Source organism: Nocardia sp. NPDC055029 (assembly GCF_053608525.1).
This window is the reverse complement of sequence record NZ_JBSGVQ010000005.1, coordinates 228,994-245,294: the sequence shown is the minus strand read 5'-3', so window position 1 is coordinate 245,294 and position 16,301 is coordinate 228,994. Positions and strand designations below refer to the sequence as shown.

16 protein-coding genes are annotated in these 16,301 nt (G+C 66.8%); 14 read left to right on the top strand and 2 right to left on the bottom strand.

Going from position 1 to position 16,301, the window contains the following annotated elements; genetic code table 11:
* Positions 1–25: 25 nt before the first annotated feature.
* The 3 genes from ACWF9G_RS07405 (at position 26) to ACWF9G_RS07395 (ending at position 2,614) form a co-directional block, all read left to right on the top strand.
* Positions 26–688, top strand: coding sequence for a chymotrypsin family serine protease (locus ACWF9G_RS07405; protein ID WP_379309980.1), 663 nt, complete (start codon positions 26–28; stop codon positions 686–688).
* A 616-nt stretch (positions 689–1,304) separates the two neighbouring features.
* Positions 1,305–2,387 carry an oxygenase MpaB family protein gene (locus tag ACWF9G_RS07400; RefSeq protein ID WP_452514372.1) on the top strand — a complete coding sequence of 361 codons (1,083 nt, stop codon included), beginning with the start codon at positions 1,305–1,307 and terminating at the stop codon, positions 2,385–2,387.
* A gap of 11 nt (positions 2,388–2,398) precedes the next feature.
* Positions 2,399–2,614, top strand: coding sequence for a hypothetical protein (locus ACWF9G_RS07395; RefSeq protein ID WP_379309978.1), 216 nt, complete (start codon positions 2,399–2,401; stop codon positions 2,612–2,614).
* A 6-nt stretch (positions 2,615–2,620) separates the two neighbouring features.
* Here the strand turns inward: ACWF9G_RS07395 and ACWF9G_RS07390 are convergent, their stop codons facing one another.
* Positions 2,621–3,373, bottom strand: a complete 753-nt coding sequence (locus ACWF9G_RS07390; protein WP_379309977.1) for a TetR/AcrR family transcriptional regulator — start codon at positions 3,371–3,373, stop codon at positions 2,621–2,623.
* A gap of 203 nt (positions 3,374–3,576) precedes the next feature.
* Here ACWF9G_RS07390 and ACWF9G_RS07385 point away from each other — a divergent pair, with 203 nt between their 5' ends.
* From ACWF9G_RS07385 to ACWF9G_RS07340, 10 genes are read left to right on the top strand one after another with little or no spacing between them, the layout of a single operon-like run.
* A complete protein-coding gene (locus ACWF9G_RS07385; protein ID WP_452514370.1) occupies positions 3,577–4,470 on the top strand; it encodes an MlaE family ABC transporter permease in 894 nt (297 codons plus the stop codon).
* A gap of 1 nt (position 4,471) precedes the next feature.
* The gene (locus ACWF9G_RS07380) at positions 4,472–5,335 is read left to right on the top strand and encodes an ABC transporter permease (protein WP_452514368.1); all 864 of its coding nucleotides are present in this window, start codon (positions 4,472–4,474) and stop codon (positions 5,333–5,335) included.
* Between the two features lie 8 nt (positions 5,336–5,343).
* The gene (locus ACWF9G_RS07375) at positions 5,344–6,729 is read left to right on the top strand and encodes an MlaD family protein (protein ID WP_452514366.1); all 1,386 of its coding nucleotides are present in this window, start codon (positions 5,344–5,346) and stop codon (positions 6,727–6,729) included.
* A gap of 1 nt (position 6,730) precedes the next feature.
* Positions 6,731–7,756 (top strand): MCE family protein, encoded by a 1,026-nt coding sequence (locus ACWF9G_RS07370; RefSeq protein WP_379309973.1) that lies wholly within the window; start codon positions 6,731–6,733, stop codon positions 7,754–7,756.
* Positions 7,756–8,820: an MCE family protein gene (locus tag ACWF9G_RS07365; protein WP_452514364.1), complete on the top strand. Its 1,065-nt coding sequence runs from the start codon at positions 7,756–7,758 to the stop codon at positions 8,818–8,820. The genes ACWF9G_RS07370 and ACWF9G_RS07365 overlap by 1 nt, the downstream gene beginning before the upstream one ends.
* Positions 8,820–9,914, top strand: coding sequence for an MCE family protein (locus ACWF9G_RS07360; protein WP_452514363.1), 1,095 nt, complete (start codon positions 8,820–8,822; stop codon positions 9,912–9,914). The genes ACWF9G_RS07365 and ACWF9G_RS07360 overlap by 1 nt, the downstream gene beginning before the upstream one ends.
* On the top strand, positions 9,911–10,993 hold the full coding sequence (locus ACWF9G_RS07355; RefSeq protein ID WP_452514361.1) for an MCE family protein: 1,083 nt from the start codon (positions 9,911–9,913) through the stop codon (positions 10,991–10,993). Before ACWF9G_RS07360 ends, ACWF9G_RS07355 begins: the two co-directional genes overlap by 4 nt.
* A complete protein-coding gene (locus ACWF9G_RS07350; protein ID WP_452514359.1) occupies positions 10,990–12,264 on the top strand; it encodes an MCE family protein in 1,275 nt (424 codons plus the stop codon). The genes ACWF9G_RS07355 and ACWF9G_RS07350 overlap by 4 nt, the downstream gene beginning before the upstream one ends.
* A 25-nt stretch (positions 12,265–12,289) precedes the next feature.
* Entirely contained in the window at positions 12,290–12,874 is a 585-nt protein-coding gene (locus ACWF9G_RS07345) for a hypothetical protein (protein ID WP_452514357.1), read from the top strand.
* 41 nt (positions 12,875–12,915) lie between these two features.
* Entirely contained in the window at positions 12,916–13,509 is a 594-nt protein-coding gene (locus ACWF9G_RS07340; protein WP_452514355.1) for an SRPBCC family protein, read from the top strand.
* Positions 13,510–14,113: 604 nt separating this feature from the next.
* Here the strand turns inward: ACWF9G_RS07340 and ACWF9G_RS07335 are convergent.
* Positions 14,114–15,058, bottom strand: a complete 945-nt coding sequence (locus ACWF9G_RS07335) for a CPBP family intramembrane glutamic endopeptidase (protein WP_452514353.1) — start codon at positions 15,056–15,058, stop codon at positions 14,114–14,116.
* A 303-nt stretch (positions 15,059–15,361) separates the two neighbouring features.
* On the opposite strand from ACWF9G_RS07335, the gene ACWF9G_RS07330 reads away from it, so the two are divergent.
* Positions 15,362–16,294 carry an MBL fold metallo-hydrolase gene (locus tag ACWF9G_RS07330; RefSeq protein ID WP_452514351.1) on the top strand — a complete coding sequence of 311 codons (933 nt, stop codon included), beginning with the start codon at positions 15,362–15,364 and terminating at the stop codon, positions 16,292–16,294.
* Positions 16,295–16,301 lie beyond the last annotated feature (7 nt).

Here is a 16,301-nt window from a genome sequence, read left to right as displayed (position 1 = left end):
AGCATTGTCGAGAAAGGGAACACCCGTGAATCTCGAGAAAACCATCTCCGCTGCATTCTGCGCCCTCGGCCTTGCCATCCTGCCCGCAGGTCAGGCACAAGCCGACGACCACGTCGTCGTGGGCCCGGGAACCTCGATCGGAACCTGCACCATCGCCTCCGTCGGCACCGACAACCACGGCAACCTTGTCGCGCTGACCGCCGGGCACTGCATGCGCGTCCCGCACCAGCGCGTGAGCGTCGACGGCCGACAGGTCGGGAATTTCGCGGCGTGGTCCAGCACGTGGCCTTCGGAGCCCTTCCGGGAGGACGCCCAGCTCGACTACGCGGTGATCAAGCTCGACCCCAAGGTCGTCACGCCCACCAACCTCACCCCGGAGGGCCATCGCGTCGACCGCATCGCCCCTTACCTCGATCCCAGACAGCTGCTGTGCAAGTACGGCCAGGTCACCGAGCACACCTGCGGCAATGTGCTGGAACGCGATCGCAACGCGGTGCGGTCCTGGCAGCTGGTCTTCCCGGGCGATTCCGGTGGCCCGGCCTACGTGGGCTCGGCGCTGGTCGGCATCGCCTCCTCGATCAACCTGATGCGCGTCTGGGCCCCCGTCCAGTTCACCGGAATCGGCGGCGTGCTGGCGGATCTCGCGGCCCAGGGTGGCGTCGGCGCCGGCTTCACCCCGATCAAATAACGGGCGGGCCCGCGCAGGTGGACGTGGCGGACCAGCACGCGGTCGCCGAGTTGTTCGACCAGGCGGATCGGGAGTGCGGCGGCGTGGACACCGACGCCGCGACCCGCAGGTTGCGCACCGGTCGGCCGATGCGACATCCGAAACGAGCCCGACGCCCGGGCGGGCGTGGTGTGATCACCGACCTGGTGTCTATCGGCCAACGTCCGATCGAGGTCGAAACCCGCAGATTGCCGGGCATTGGGAAGGAGAGACGTGGTGATGGGGTCTCGCCCGTCGGCGATCGCGACGCTCGTCGAGCGAACCAGCCGGATCACCGCGCAGGTGGCGCCTGCCTGATGGCATCACAGCCGACCAAGTCCCCTGTCTCAGCCAGTACGCAGCAGATTGGCTTCGATCGGATCTGTGGATGGGCCATGGCCATGGAGTTGGGGAGTCTTGTGTACAGAGTGAGCCTGGAGCTGCCTGTTTGAGTGGTGCGCCCGTGTTATGACTGTCTGGGTCAATGGGTGATGATTTCTGCTTGAACCGTTGACTCAGGGCTCTCCGACGCTCTAGCATTTCTACTCACACGTAGTAATACTTCTACGTAGTCGTAGAAAATGGATTGGAACCCGCAATGGCAACAATTGCTTCCTTGCGTGAGTGGCTGTCGCTACCCCCACTGACGCCCGCGGAGGACTACGGTTTCTTCGGCCCGGAGTCGGTCGCGTGGCAAGTCTGGAGTTACCCGACCAGCTTGACGGTCGGCTTCCAGCGTGCGGTGGTGATCGAGGAGCTGGACCCGGCGCTGGTGGCCTCGGTGGACGCCACCCATGCGATCTACGACCGGCCTCGTACCCGATACGACCGCACACTGCGATATTTCGCCATGGTGCTGTTCGCCGACAGCCGGTCGACCGCCCACGCGGCCGACATTTTGGTGAAAATCCACTCCAAGGGCATCGGCGTCGACCCCGTCACCAAGCGGTCCTACGACGCGAACAATCCGCAGTCGCAGCTATGGATTCACCTGACAGCATGGCATTCCATCCTCGTCGCCTACGAGAAGTACGGTCCCGGCCGGCTCAGCGAGGCCGACGAACTGCAGTACTGGGCTGAGTGCGCGCGTGCGGCGGAACTGCAGACCTGCGACCCGGCGGACGTGCCGCGCACCAGGGCCGGGATCAGCGAGTACTTCGAGCAGATGCGCCCGCAGCTGATCGGGTCCGACATCGCCCGCAAGGCGATGCGCCACCTGCTGCAGGCGGAGGTGATGATGCCGGAGATCCCGCTCCTGCTCCGGCCGATGTTCAAGGTCGTGTACGCGTTCCTGCGCCGGGGCACCCTGGCCACCATGCCGCGGTGGATGCGGGAGATGGCCGGATTGCCGGCGGGTTGGCTGCTCGACGCGCTAGTCACGACGCCGATGAGCGTTGCCTTCACGCTGGTGAGTCTCAACGCGCGCCTGCAAATTCAGCTGCTGCGCCTGATCTCGCCGATGACGGTGGCGGTGGCCGGTCCAGTGCTGCTGAAGATTCCGCCCGCGAGCACGACCACGATGACCCCTCGGCAAGCGCAAGAGCTCTACGGCTACGACATTCCCGCGCAAGCCCATCAAGCGCTGCGGGACAAGCAGCGGGCCCGGGTCTTCGGCCGCGGGGAAGCGCCGGACGACCAGGGCTTGATCGAGTCCCAGGCCGTGCTCGGCGAGATTGCGTGAGAGGTGCTCTGATGATCAAAGAACTGCTGGGCTATCGAATCAGCCTGCGCCAGCTCATCTTCCTGGGCATCGCCTTCGGGGTGCCGTACTTCCTGATCGGGCTGTTCTGGCTGGGGGCCCACCATGAGCACCTCGACGATCTGCAGGGGTTCGACAAGCTGTTCTCGGCGATCGGTGAGATCATCGCGTGGCCGCCGTTGGTGATCTCCGATATCCGGTTACGCTGAGGCCGGTCAGTCTGGAAGTGCCTCCGCGTTCTCGGCCTGCCAGGCGGAGAAGGCCGATCCGCCGGACGGGATGATCCGAGTTCCCTTGTCGTCCTTGGGTAATGTTCGAGTCAGTGCCCGCACCGTGGGGCGAAGTGCTTGGGGAGAAGCGAGTTCCGGATTCGACAACACCAGTCGGCCGAGCGATTCGATGAAGCCGAGCATGACACGACTGGCCAGTTCGACGTCCACGTCCTTGGGGCCCCCGCGCCGCGCGATGCCCGTCTCGAGCAGTTGGGCGCAGCGTCTGATGACCTTCTCCCTGGCGCCGGCGAGCAGGCCACGATAGGAGGCAGGGGCTCCGTCGGCGGGCATGAGGATCAACCGCCAGCGAACCGGATCGTCCTGTACCGCGGTGAGGAAGGCGATGACGGCTTCTTCGTACTCCACGTCCGGGTCGGAATTGTCGAAATCCGCTGGCAATGCCTCGAGGACCTGGGCGATTCCCCGGGTATGTTCGCGCCGCAACAGCGCGTCGAGCAACTGGGGCGCGGTGGGGTAGATCGCGTACAGCACAGGTTTGGCGACGCCAGCTTGTTTGGCCACCGCTTGCATCGTGAGCTCGGCCAATCCGTCACGACCGGAGACCACGCGGGCCGCGTCCAGCAGCTGCTCGCGGCGTTCCTCCGGCGGTAGTCGCGGGCCGTTGCGACGCCGCGGCCGGGCAGGTCGCGGCGGGGCGATCCGCCAGACGCCGTCGGTGCCCTCTTCGATGCTCATCAAGAAATGATCCTCTCGAGCTCTGGTGCCGCGTGATCGGCGCCGTTAATGTCCGAATATCTACTTTAGCGTAGTAATTAGTAACTACGGAAACGTAGAAATTGTCTGTGGGGGAATCAGGGCGTCGCACCGAGCTTGTGCCTCGGAGCCGCGACAGCAGCAAATCGGTCCGACCCATCAACAACCGCCGAGAGTGAACAATCGTGCAGCAGTCGTCGGCCAGGATGTCTGGCGAATTCAATACCGGGACAACAGCTCCGCCAGGGGGCGGTGATGCCCGTGATCAGGTCATCACCTTCGGGCTGACCTACTGGCGCGAACACCCGCAACGCGCCGTCGAGACGGCCGGGCGCCAGGTCCTGATGACCGGCCGGGCGCTCGCCGAACTGGCCCGCGCCCTGGTCACCCGGCGGTTCCCCACCACGGAATTCGTCAAGCAGTGCGCGTTCATGGCCAGTGTGTCGGCGACACCGACACTGCTGGTCGCGATTCCCATCGCGGTCGTGGTGTCGATCCAGGTCGGATCACTCGTCAGCCAGGTCGGGGCGACCACCTTCATCGGTGCGGTCAACGGATTGGGAATCATCCGCCAGGGCGCCCCGTTGGTGACCTCGCTGATGATCGCCGGCGCGGTGGGGTCGGCGATCTGCGCGGATCTCGGTTCGCGCACCATCCGGGAAGAGATCGACGCCATGGTCGTGATGGGCGTCGACCCGGTCCGTCGCCTGGTCGCCCCTCGCCTCGCCGCGGCCGTCGTGGTCAGCACCCTGCTGTGCGGGCTGGTCGTGTTCGTCGGTTTCGCGACCGGCTATGTGTTCAACGTCTACATCCAGGACGGGACGCCGGGCTCCTATATCGGCACCTTCGCCTCGTTCGCGGTGGCCGCCGATCTGGTCGTCGCCATGGTCAAGGCCACGGTCTTCGGCGCGCTGGCGGCGATCATCGCCTGTGACGCCGGGCTGCACACCCGGGGCGGACCGGCGGGCGTGGCCAACGCGGTGAACTCCGCGGTCGTCAACTCCGCGATCGTCCTGTTCGCGGCCAACATCATCCTCACGCAGCTCTACAACGCCGTGTTCCCGTCGAAGGTGCTCTGAGATGGCCTCCGAATACGTACCGCCCCTGTTGCGCCCGGTACGCCGGCTGCGCGTCGCCGCCACCGCGCCGGCGACCGTTCCGGTGCGCCTCGGTCATCAAGGACTGGTCTTCCTGCAGTCGGTCGCGGCGATTCCCTTCGTGCTCAAGCACTATCGGAAAGAACTACTGCGGCTGATCACCGATGTGAGCTTCGGCAACGGCTCCTTGATCGTCGGCGGCGGGGTGATCGGCGTCGTGGTCATCCTCTGCGGTTTCGGCGGGATCACCGTCGGCATGGAATCGCACACCGCGCTGAACCTGCTCACCATGAGCCCACTCACCGGCGCGATCTCCGGATTCGCCACCACGCGCGAACTGGCACCGCTGCTGGCGACCCTGGCGTTCGGCGCCCAAGCCGGCTGCCGATTCACCGCGCAACTGGGCTCGATGCGGATCTCCGAAGAGATCGACGCCCTGGAGTCGATCGCCATCAGGCCGTTGCCCTACCTGATCACGACGCGCATGCTGGCGGCCGTCGTCGCCATCGTGCCGCTCTACACCGCGGGGCTGGCCACCGCCTACATCGCGACGAGATTCACCGTGGCCTTCCTGGGCGGGACGACACTGGGCACTTACGACCACTACTTCCACCAGTTCCTCGACCCGGTGGACGTGGCCTACTCGATCCTCAAGATCATCGTCTTCGCGGCCGTGGCGACCTTCATCCAGTGCTACTACGGCTACACCGCGGCAGGCGGACCCGAAGGTGTCGGTGTCGCGTCCGGCCGCGCGATCCGCATGACCATCGTCACGGTCGTATTCGTCAATCTCCTGTTCTCCCTGTCGATCTGGGGGATCGACCCGGGTATCAGGATCACGGGATAGGCCTCGAAATGATCATCGACCCCAGCGGCCGCGGCCCGACTGCCCTGCGGCTCGGCATGCTCGGTGTGCTCATCGCCGTGCTCATCGCCACCACCGTCTACCTGCTCGGACTGCGCTACAACGGCAAGTTCCTCGACACCGTCGAGGTGACCGCCGGCATGACCAGCACCGGCGACGGTGTACCCGAGCGCGCCGACGTCACCTTCCGCGGCGTACTGGTCGGCCAGGTCGCCCGCACCGACATCGCTGCCAGAGGCGAGCGCCAGAACATGCTGTTGCGCATCGAACCGCCGATGGCCCAACGCATTCCCGCCACGGTCACCGCCAGGGTGGTGCCGAACAACATCTTCGGCGTCACGGCGGTCGAACTCATCGACAACGGCCCTTCGCCGGACCGGTTGCGCGACGGAGCGACCATCGCGCAGGACACCAGCGAGGTGGGCGCCCAGTTGCAGACGACCTTGACCACCTTGCGGACCGTTCTCGACGCCATCGACCCGATCCGGCTGGCCACCGTCCTCGGCACGCTGGCCGACGCGCTCGACCCCAGCTACCGCATGCCCGGCTCCACCATCGAACGACTCGACACCTGGACCACACAGGTCCGGGCGACGCCGGGGATCGGTGACCTGCTCGGCGACCTCGGCGCCGCGGCATCGGCGGTCAACGAGTCCGCGCCGCAGCTGATCGACACCCTCGTCTCGTCGGTGACCGCGGCGCGCACACTCACCGAGAAACGGGCGAACCTGATCTCCCTGCTGACCGCCGCTCGGGGCGCGGTGGGGGTCACCAACACCCTGTTCGAGCGTAATCCGGACGCGGGCCCGGAACTGGTCGGCGGGCTGCACGAAACCTTCGGTGCGCTGGCCGCCGACTCCGGCGCCATCGGCACCGCGGTCGCCAACCTCAACACCGCGCTGAGCACACTGGCGACGGTCTTCAACTGGGGACCCGACAAACAGATGCGCTGGGCCGTCGATGTGAGCTTCACGCCCTTCACCCAGTACACCGCCGCAGACTGCCCCCGATACGGCAACCTCGCCGGACCACGATGCGGCGGCTCCTCGGTGCCGTATACCGCTCCGGAACAACACATTCCGACCCAGCTGCTGCCGCGGCGGCTGGAAGCCGCCGGCCCACCGCCCGTTGTCCCCGGCCTCCCGGCGATCCCCGCTCTCCCCGCAATCCCCGGCCTGCCCGCGATTCCCGGCCTGACCGGCCCCGGACCCGCCGCGGCCCCGGCCTCCGCTCCGGCTTCCCTGCACGGCATCGAGGCCATCGAGGCGCTCGTCGGGCGACCGCCGAACGCCGCGCAACTGGTGCTACTCACGCCGGTCCTGGCCGACGGGGCAGTGCACGTCACCTACTCCAGCGCAGCGCCCAGGGGGAACTGACATGATGAAAACCCGCACCGCGGTGCTGATCTTGACGCTGTTCGTCGGATTGGCCCTGGTCGCCAGCTACACCATCTTCTCGACCCTGCAGCGCGGGGTCAGCGGCGACACCGTCCGCTACACCGCGACGTTCGGCAACGTCCTGGGACTGCGCGTGGGCGACGACGTCCGTATGGCCGGAATCCGCGTCGGCCGAGTGGATTCCATCGAACTCGACGCGGACCGGCGCGCCTCGGTGGTGCTGCGCGTGCAGTCGCGTCATCAGCTCACCACCACGACCAAGGCGCTGATCCGATATCAGAACCTGATCGGGCAGCGGTATGTCGCGCTAGCCGCCGGGGACCGAGCCGGGGGCCGGTTGCCGCCGGACGGGAGTATTCCCTACGAGCGCACCGAGTCGTCCTTCGATGTGTCCACGGTGCTGGCAGGGTTCGAACCACTGTTCGCCACCCTGGAACCCGACGACATCAACTCGTTGTCGCACACGCTGATTCAAGCACTCCAAGGCGACGGAGTATCGCTGAGCGCGCTGGTCACCCAGGCCGCGCAACTCGCCGGCACCTTCCGCGACCGTGACGAGATCCTCGGCCAGGTGATCACCAATCTCGGTGGTGTGGTCGAGGGGCTGGCCAATCGCAGCGGCGAGCTGGAAACGCTGATCACCCAGACACGCACGCTGACAGTCGACCTCTACGAGCAGGGCACAACGCTCGCGACCGCGGTCGACCAGGCGTCGGGGTCGACCAGGCAGCTCGCCGACCTCATCGCCCGGATCAGACCCGGGCTCGCGCAGGCGCAACAGTCCGCGAGCGAAGGCGTGCGCCTGCTCATCTCCAACGGCGCACGACTCGACATCACCGCCGCCGAACTGCCCTTCGTCCTGGCGGGGCTTGCCCGGATCAGCGGCAACGGCGCGTACATCAACTCCTACGTCTGCAGTCTGGATGTCTCGCTGTGGGGTGTGCTGCTACCGCCCGGGATGTTCAACCAGATCGGTGGCAATTCCCATACGGAGGTATGCCGGTAATGAACTCCCCCCGACCGCCCGAGCTCCTGCGAACGCTGCTGCCCATCGTGCAGCGAATGTGGCAGGCGATACCGAACTATTCGAGCAATCGCCACTGGTGGCTCGGCCTGAGCGCAGGCGCGGCGGTAGTGGTACTGCTGTTCGGTTCGAGTGCGCTCACCCAGTTCGATCTCGGCAACCGGACCGTGCACGCCGAATTCGCCCAGACCGCCGGGCTACGCACCGGGGACAGCGTCGATATCGCGGGCATCGAAGTCGGAACGGTGAAGTCGACGCGACTGGCAGGCGACCGGATCGAGGCCGCGCTCTCGATCGACAGCGGAATCCGGGTCGGCGACGACGCCAGGGCCGCGATCAAGATGTCGACAATCCTGGGCCGGATGCACGTCGAACTCGATCCCGGCGCGCCCTCGGCACCCGAAAGCCGGCGAATTCCCTTGGACCGGACCGAAGTCCCCTACAACCTGGCCAAGGTTGTCAACGACGACAAATACACCCACTCCTTCGAGCACCTCGAGCGCATGGACCCGGTGGCATTGAGAGCATCGCTGGATGCCCTCGCGCGACAAATGGGGGACTCGCCGCAATTGACCGCAGCGGCGCTGGACTCGGTGGGTTCGCTGGCCGCGGTCATCAGCGATCGTCGCGACGAGGTCGAGCAGCTGCTGCGCAACATCGACAAGGTCTCGAGCGTCGTGTCCGACAATCAGAACGCGGTCCTGCTGCTGCTGACCCGTGGTCAAGCCATCGGTCACGCGGTCGCCCAACGACAATCGCTGGTCACCCAGCTGCTCGACAGTATCGCCGCAGTCTCGAAGGACTTGCAGGAGATGGGCATCGACAACGGGGGACAGCTCGCACCGTTGATCGCCGATCTCAACACGATGTCGGCGGGCCTGCAGAACAACAAAGCCAATCTGGACAACCTGTTCCAGATCATGCCGGTCACGCTCCGGCAGTTCAACAACACTCTCGGAAACGGCCCCTACGGGGAGATCTATCTGCCATGGATGTTCCCCGACAACTGGCTGTGTGCCGTCCAGGCCGTGGAAGGTTGCCGCTGATGCGCACGACATTCGTCCAGATGGCTGTCCTGGCCGCTGTCGCAGTCCTGTTGTCGGGCTGCTCGGCGCTGCCACACAGCCTGACCTCGCTGCCGGACCGGCTGCTCGGCAAGGAGAAGACCATCACGGCGGATTTCGAGAATGTCGCCGGCCTGTACGTCGGCAACGAAGTCTCCGTCCTCGGCATGCCGGTGGGCCGGGTGACCGAGCTGGTCCCCAAGGGCGAGTACGTGCAGGTGAACATGGTCGTCGACCCCGAGGTCGACCTGCCCGCCGACGTGATCGCGGCGCTGGTCTCCCCGCAGATGATCACCAACCGCCACATCGAACTCACCCCCGCCTACACCGGCGGCCCCACCTTGCTCGACGGCAGCCACATTCCGTTCGCCCGTACCCGGACACCCGTCGAGCTGGACCGGATTCTCCGCAATTTCGACGACATCGGAAAGGCACTGGCGGGCAACAACTCCGACGGCCCGATGGCGAGCCGGGTGCTGTTCCCGCTGCTCGACGGCAACGGCGACCGCATCCGGGAGACCCTGGACGCCCTCTCCGGCGCATTCGAAGTGACACTGGCCAACAAGGACCAGATCTCCAACGCGATCGTCCGGCTCAACGACGTCACCCAGATCCTCGCCGACAACGACGCGACGGTCCGCGACTTCAGCGCCCGGCTCACCCAGCTGGTCACCCTGATGCGCGAGCAGTCCCCGGGATTACAGGCGGTGCTCACCCAGATCAACGACTTCGTCGCCAACACCAGCGCCGTCGTCGGGGAGCACAAGCAACCGCTGACCGACGCGCTGCTGCGATTGATCACGATCACCGCGCAGATGCGCGAGCACGCACGAGGACTTACCGAGATCATCGACATCGCCCCGCTGTTCCTCGACAACCTGGGTAACGCGGTGAGCCCCGAAGCCCGTGCCGTTCGCCTCCACCTGCTGACGGACAAGAGCCTGCTCGACAACGAATTGCTCTCGTTGTTCTGCCAGCGGGTCGAGCTACGGGCCGACGGCTGCCGAACCGGAAAACTCCAGGACTTCGGCCCCGACTTCGGGCTGTTCGCCGCGCTGCTGGGACTGACCCGATGAGCCGGCATCTCTCCCGCGCGGCAGTACTGGCCCTGGTGGCGGCCTCGGTCGCCGGTTGTGCGGTGACCGTCGACTCGATGCCCTTGCCCAAGCCCGGCCTCGACGGCCCCACCTACACCGTGCGAGCGCTGTTCGACAACGCGCTGAACCTGCCCGATCGCGCGCACGTGAAGACCGGCGGCACCGATATCGGCGTCGTCACCGGCCTCGACACCACCGATTTCGTGGCGACCGTCGAGCTCGAGATCCGCGCGGACGTCCGCCTGCCGCGCGGATCGCGGGCCGAACTCCGTCAGCCGACACCGCTCGGCGACATCTACGTTGCCATCGTGCTGCCCGAACTCCGTTCCGGCACACCGATGCTGGCCGACGGCGCCGTCATCGACAAGGACCACACCTCGGCGGGCGCCTCGGTCGAGGAACTCATGATGTCGCTGTCGATGCTGCTCAACGGCGGTGCGCTCAGCCAGGTCGCCCGGATCACCAGCGAGTCGAACTCGATATTCGCGGGACGCGGGCCCCAGCTCTCGCATCTGCTCACCGAACTGACCGCCACACTCACCGCGCTCAACGAACGGACCGGCCAGATCGATGCCGTCCTGCACGGTCTCGACTCGCTCAGCGCCACCCTCAACCAGCGCAGGGCCGAGCTCGGCCAGGCCGCGGACACCTTCCCGCCGCTGATCTCGGTGCTCACCGAGAACAACCGCGCCATCACCGAACTCACCACCGAGGTCTCGACCACCCTCGGCGCGCTGGGCGAGTTCACCTCCACCAGCAGCGCCGACTTCGTCGGGCTCTTCACCAGCGTGCAGGCACTGATGGCCGGCTTCACCGAGATGGGCGACAACCTGGCCGGCGCACTCGACCAGCTGCACGCGCTGAACCCGTCGCTGCTGGCCACCACCCAGGGCACCAGCCTCGCGGTCGCGGCGACGATCTCCTACCTCAGCGTCGGCGCCCTGACCGACCCGAACGGGAGCAGGCTGCCCGACGGATCGGACCCCGGCGCCTTCGTCGGCAGTCTCGCCGAGGTCCTCGCGCGGGTCCTCGGCCGGTTGCAGGGTGGCGGGCGATGAATGGATACCCCCGTGGCAGTGTCCGCTACACCGTGACGCTCGTCCTCACCTTCGGCATCTGGTTCGCCGGGGTGGCACTCGAGGTCGCCGCCGAATTCCTGCTCCAGGCCGCGGGCTGGGCGAAGCGGCACGTCAACGGCATCGCGGCCGCGGGCCTGGTGGCGACGCTGCTGGTCAGCGGCGGCTATCTGCTCGTCGATGTCGTCCGGATCGATCCGCTGCGGGACACCTTCACCGTGCGGGTGGAACTGGCCGGATCGGGCGGGCTGCTCGAGCATTCCGATGTCACGTTCCGCGGTGTGCGCGTCGGCACGGTGCGGTCCTTGGAGCTGTCCGAGACCGGCGTCGCCGCCGTCGCCGACATCGATGCCGGCTATCACATCCCCGCGGGCGGCGCGGTGGTCGTGGCCCGGCTGTCGGCCGCGGGGGAGCAGTACCTCGACATCCGGCCCGATTCCAATGACGCCCCCTACCTGACCGATGGCGCGGTCGTCGAGCTGGACCGGACCTCGACGCCGGTCACCATCGACGAGTTCCTCACCGACACAGCCGATTTCATCGGCGGCTTGAATCCGCAGCGTCTGAACGTCATCGTCGCCGAACTCGACAAGGCGCTGGTCGGCGGGCCGGACCAGCTGCGCACTGTGATCAGCGGGATCAGCCAGGCCATGGTGGGGATGACGGAACTACTTCCGCAAACCCGCAATCTCGTCGAGAAGCTGTCCGTCATCGCGGAGACGACCTCGCACGCCCAGCCGGACCTGCGCACTCTCGTCGAGGGGTCGGGAGTGCTTTTCGGGCAGTTCGCCGCCGCCGACCAGGAACTGCGGCGCCTGCTCGACCTCGGGCCAGGACAGCTGGCGACGCTCGGCGGCGTGGTCGCCGAGACCACCGACCCGATCACGAATCTGGTGACCAACCTGCGCGCCATCACCCGGGCCGCCCGGCTGCGCACACCCGCGCTGACGGCGCTGTTCCCGGCTCTGCGATCGGGCACGGCCCTGCTCGGTGTTCCGGCGCACGACAACGCCTTCCACACGATGGTGGACATCTGGCCGCGACCATTCTGCGAGTACGACACCATCCCGGTCTCGCCCGCCACCGTCTCCGACGGCAGCGTCCTGCTCTACAACTACTGCGTCACCAGCGATCCCGCGCAGCAGATCCGCGGGTCGGCGAACGCGCCACGACCCGATACGCCCGACAACACCGCCGGGCCGCCGCCGGGAAGCACCGGCGACGAGCGATCTGTGCCGCTGCCCGGCCGTTGATTCCCCTGCTACCGAAAGGAACCCCATGACAGACATCGACGAATCGACAGCACCCGCGCCGACGGAATCCGATGAAACCGATATCGCGGCACCACCATCCACCAGCCCGAACCGCACCACCGCGATCGTGGTCGCTCTGGCAGTCGCCCTCGGCGTCGGCGGAACAGCCACCGGCGGCTACTTCGGCTGGCAGAACCACCGTGCCGGTGAACTCGAGCGATCGCGCACCGAGGCACGGGCGGCCGCCTGCGCGTACGGCTCGGTGCTGTCGACCTACAACGCCACCGATATCGACTCCTACTTCGCCGCCGTGCTCGACCAGGCCACCGGCGCGTGGAAACAAGAATTCGAGTCCACCAGTGCCGACCTGCGCGAAGTCCTGATCCAGGGCCAGGTGCAGTCGACGGCGGGCACCGTCGACTGCGCGATCGCCACCAGCGGGACGGACACCGCCGAGGCGATTGTCGTCGTCGACCAGTCCATCGCCAGTGTCGGCACCCAGCAGCAGCCCCGCCGCGGTCAGCTGTCGATCACGTTGTCGCTGGCAAAGTCCGGCGACCGATGGCTGACGAGCAAAGTCTCCTCGCCCTTGCTGCGCACCAACCCGTGAACCTGGACTCATCCACTCCCGCGACAAGGACTGCGCCGCACATGGTTTGGCTCGTTCTCTTCGGTTCCGCTCTCGGCGCCCTCGTAGTGGCCGCGGTCGGCGGTCTCATCGTTCTCCTCGGCCTCCAGCGCCGCGCCGCACGTCTGCTCGGCGCCGATATCTCGCCGGTCGACGACCACGCGATCCGGCTGATCGAATCCCGGCGCCCGACCTTCCAGATGTCGGTCGAGCAGCACTTCGCCGCCATGCCGTGGGAAGTGTGGTCCGCCCTCGAGGACGGCGCCTTCACCTGGATCCCGATGATCGATGGCGTCACCTACCGTGACCAGGAGCGTGGTCCGGGAACCGTCCGCACCCTCGACGCCATCGTCTTCGCGGCCGCGGAACAGGTCACCCGCTGCGATCCACACACCCGGCTGAGCGTGGCCGCCATCAAGACCTCGATCCCGCTACTGGTCAAGTCCTACACCATGGACTTCCAGCTCACCGAAACACCCGAGGGGGCGACGGTTCTCAGGTGGACGATTGCAGGGAGACCAGCTGTCTTTGCTTTCATCGGGCTGAGCTGGACCGCGTTCTTCATCCGCCCGTTTGTCCGGGTCGTTCTCGGGAGATGGGCGAACTACTACCGCTGAAAGGCACAACGTGGAGCCGGTTCCGAACTACGCTGCCGGGGTCAGCCAGGAGATTCTCAACTACTTCGGCACCTGCGGCGCCTGTGGATACCCGGCGCAAGCACACGCGGTCAGCATCTTTGTCGACGGTCACATCGTGACAAAGGTCGTCGCTACCTGCGGATTGCCGTGTGGTTGGCGGGGAGCGTCCGACCGGACCACGATGACCTGACCGCCTGTCGTTCATCGGAATCGTGTAATGCCAGGTGGGACAAGTCGGCCTTCACCAACACGAAGAAGCCGCAGCCCTGGTCAAGGGCGGCGGCCTCATGCGCGGCGCTATTTGCCGTCGCGGAATGCCACGAACAGTACGAGCACGATCACCAGCACGGTGACCGCGGCCTGCCAATCGACCGGTACACCGGCTGCGGTCGACTGAACTTCATGGTGCCCAACGTGTATGGGCTGACCTGGATGCCGGTCCGACCGAGTGGGCGAGTGTGCCCGGCAGCACTGATCCGGGACCTCTTATCCGGATGTCGGGTCGGTACACGTGATGGTCGACGGCGCGATTCGTCATGGCACCGGAAGGGCGCTGGGGAGCGAATTGCGTTGATACGCACGGTCAATCGGAAATCGGGTTCACCATTACGCGACTGCTCGGGCGCGAGCTGCTGCCGCGCGCCGAAGTGCCTCGTGGGTGGTGCCGGATCTGTCCGGTGCGGGTGGCCCGACGCAGCAGGACGGCGGTGGGCACCAGGCAGACCAGCAGCGCGAACAGGCTGGCCTCCGGCCCGAATGCGCCGCCGGTCAGCAGGGAGGACCCGGACAGTGTGGTGTGCAGCAGGCCGTGGGACGCGGTGCCTGAGCCGGACACCGTGACACCGAAGACACCGGCCTGGATGAAGTTCCAGCCGAAGTGCAGGCCGATCGGCAGCCACAGTGAGCGGGTCGCGACGTAGGCGGCGGCGGTCAGGGTTCCGCCGGTCACGGCGATCGAGAGCGTGCCCAGCAGCGTGGCGTCGACATTGACCAGGTGTGCCGCGCCGAACAGCAGCGCGGACACGACCAGCGCCACCACGGTGCCGGTACGTTCTTCCAAGATGCGGAACACGATCCCGCGGAACAGGATCTCCTCGGCGACCGCAACGGCCGCCATCGCGCCGGCGGTCGCGAGGAACCCGTCAACCGAGCCCCAGGACAGGCCCTGCCAGCCACCGAACGCCGCGATGAGCAGCATCACCGCGGTGAACAGGCCGGACCCCAACAACATCCCACGCCACAACCAGGGCCACGTGCCCGCGGTCGCGAGTTCGGGGACGCTCGGGCGTGACTCGACGGTTCGAGACAGCCAGCGGTAGCCGACCACCCCGGCGGCGGCCAGACCGATCCCCACCGGCAGCGCGAGCGCCGGGACGGGCGCGACGAGCCGGTCGATCCCGGCGAACGCCGCGATCACGCCGAGCAACACCAGCACCAGGACGGGAAACCGGAACCTGAGCAACCGGCGCCGGCCGGTGGACAGTTCAGCGTGTGAGAGCGCGCTGCCCGCACCATCTATGGGTCTCATGATTCCGATCCCTGTCTGCTGGAGGTTTTCGCAATTGCCACGGACGGCGCGACCGACAGTAGGCAGCCGGAGCCCACCGTGACATCACACTGGAGTGGGCGATGGCGGTAGCTCTGGCGGGGGACGACAACGGTGCCGGATAACTTCAGCGGTGCGCAGGGTGTCGTCGAGTCACCCATTCCGGGCGTAAGCGTGGTCGATACCCGCACGGTATCGGTCGTGCTCAACCGGTCTTGGACGGCAGGCGCGAGCTGGTGCTGGAGTGGAAGTGATCGGAGCCCCCGCCCAGCATCGGAGTTGACCATGCCTACTTACAACCATCCAGACCCTGTCGTCGAGATCGCCGACGTGCAGGATCTGGCACGCGATGTGCTCGCGATTCCGAATCGCGGCGTCGATCTCGTACCGAACATCGGCGTGATCGGCGGCACGCATTCGGTGCTCGTGGTCGACACCGGGATGGGACCGCGCAACGCCGAGAAGGTGCTCGCCTTCGCCACCGAGCAGGCCAAGGGCCGCAAACTCTATCTGACGACCACGCATTTCCATCCCGAGCACGCGTTCGGCGCACAGGTATTCGCCGGGGAGGCGACCTACCTGGTCAACCGGGCCCAGGCCGAGGACCTCGCGCACAAGGGCGAGAGCTACCTCGCGATGTTCCGGCAGCTCGGAGAACCGGTGGCCCGGGAGCTCGAAGGGGTGGATCTCCCTGCGCCGGACCAGGTGTACGACGACGCCTTCGAATTGGACCTGGGCGGGCGAATCGTGCAGTTGCGCCCGACCGGGCGCGCGCACAGCAGCGGCGATCAGGTCGTGGCTGTCCCCGATGCCGGCGTGCTGTTCACCGGTGACCTGGCCGAGGCCGGCCAGTTCGCGATCTTCCCGTGGTTCCCGCCGTACGACACCGACGTCTCCGGGGTGGCCTGGATCGAGGTGATGGAGCGACTCGCCGCGGAAGCGCCTCGGGTGGTCGTGCCAGGACACGGCGCGATCGGCGATGCCCAGCTCTTGGCAGATGTGCGCGACTACCTGCGTGAGCTGCGGGACGAGACCTGGCGGCGGCGCGACTCGGCGATGAGCGAGCAAGACATCACCGAGGAGGTCCGCGCGCTGATGATCGAACGGCACCCGGACTGGACGATGCGGGAGTGGATCGAGCGCGGTGTCGGTTGCCTGTGCGACGAACACGCACGACACCACGCGCCGACGAACACCGTGCCAGGCTCGGCCGACTGAGGCCGAC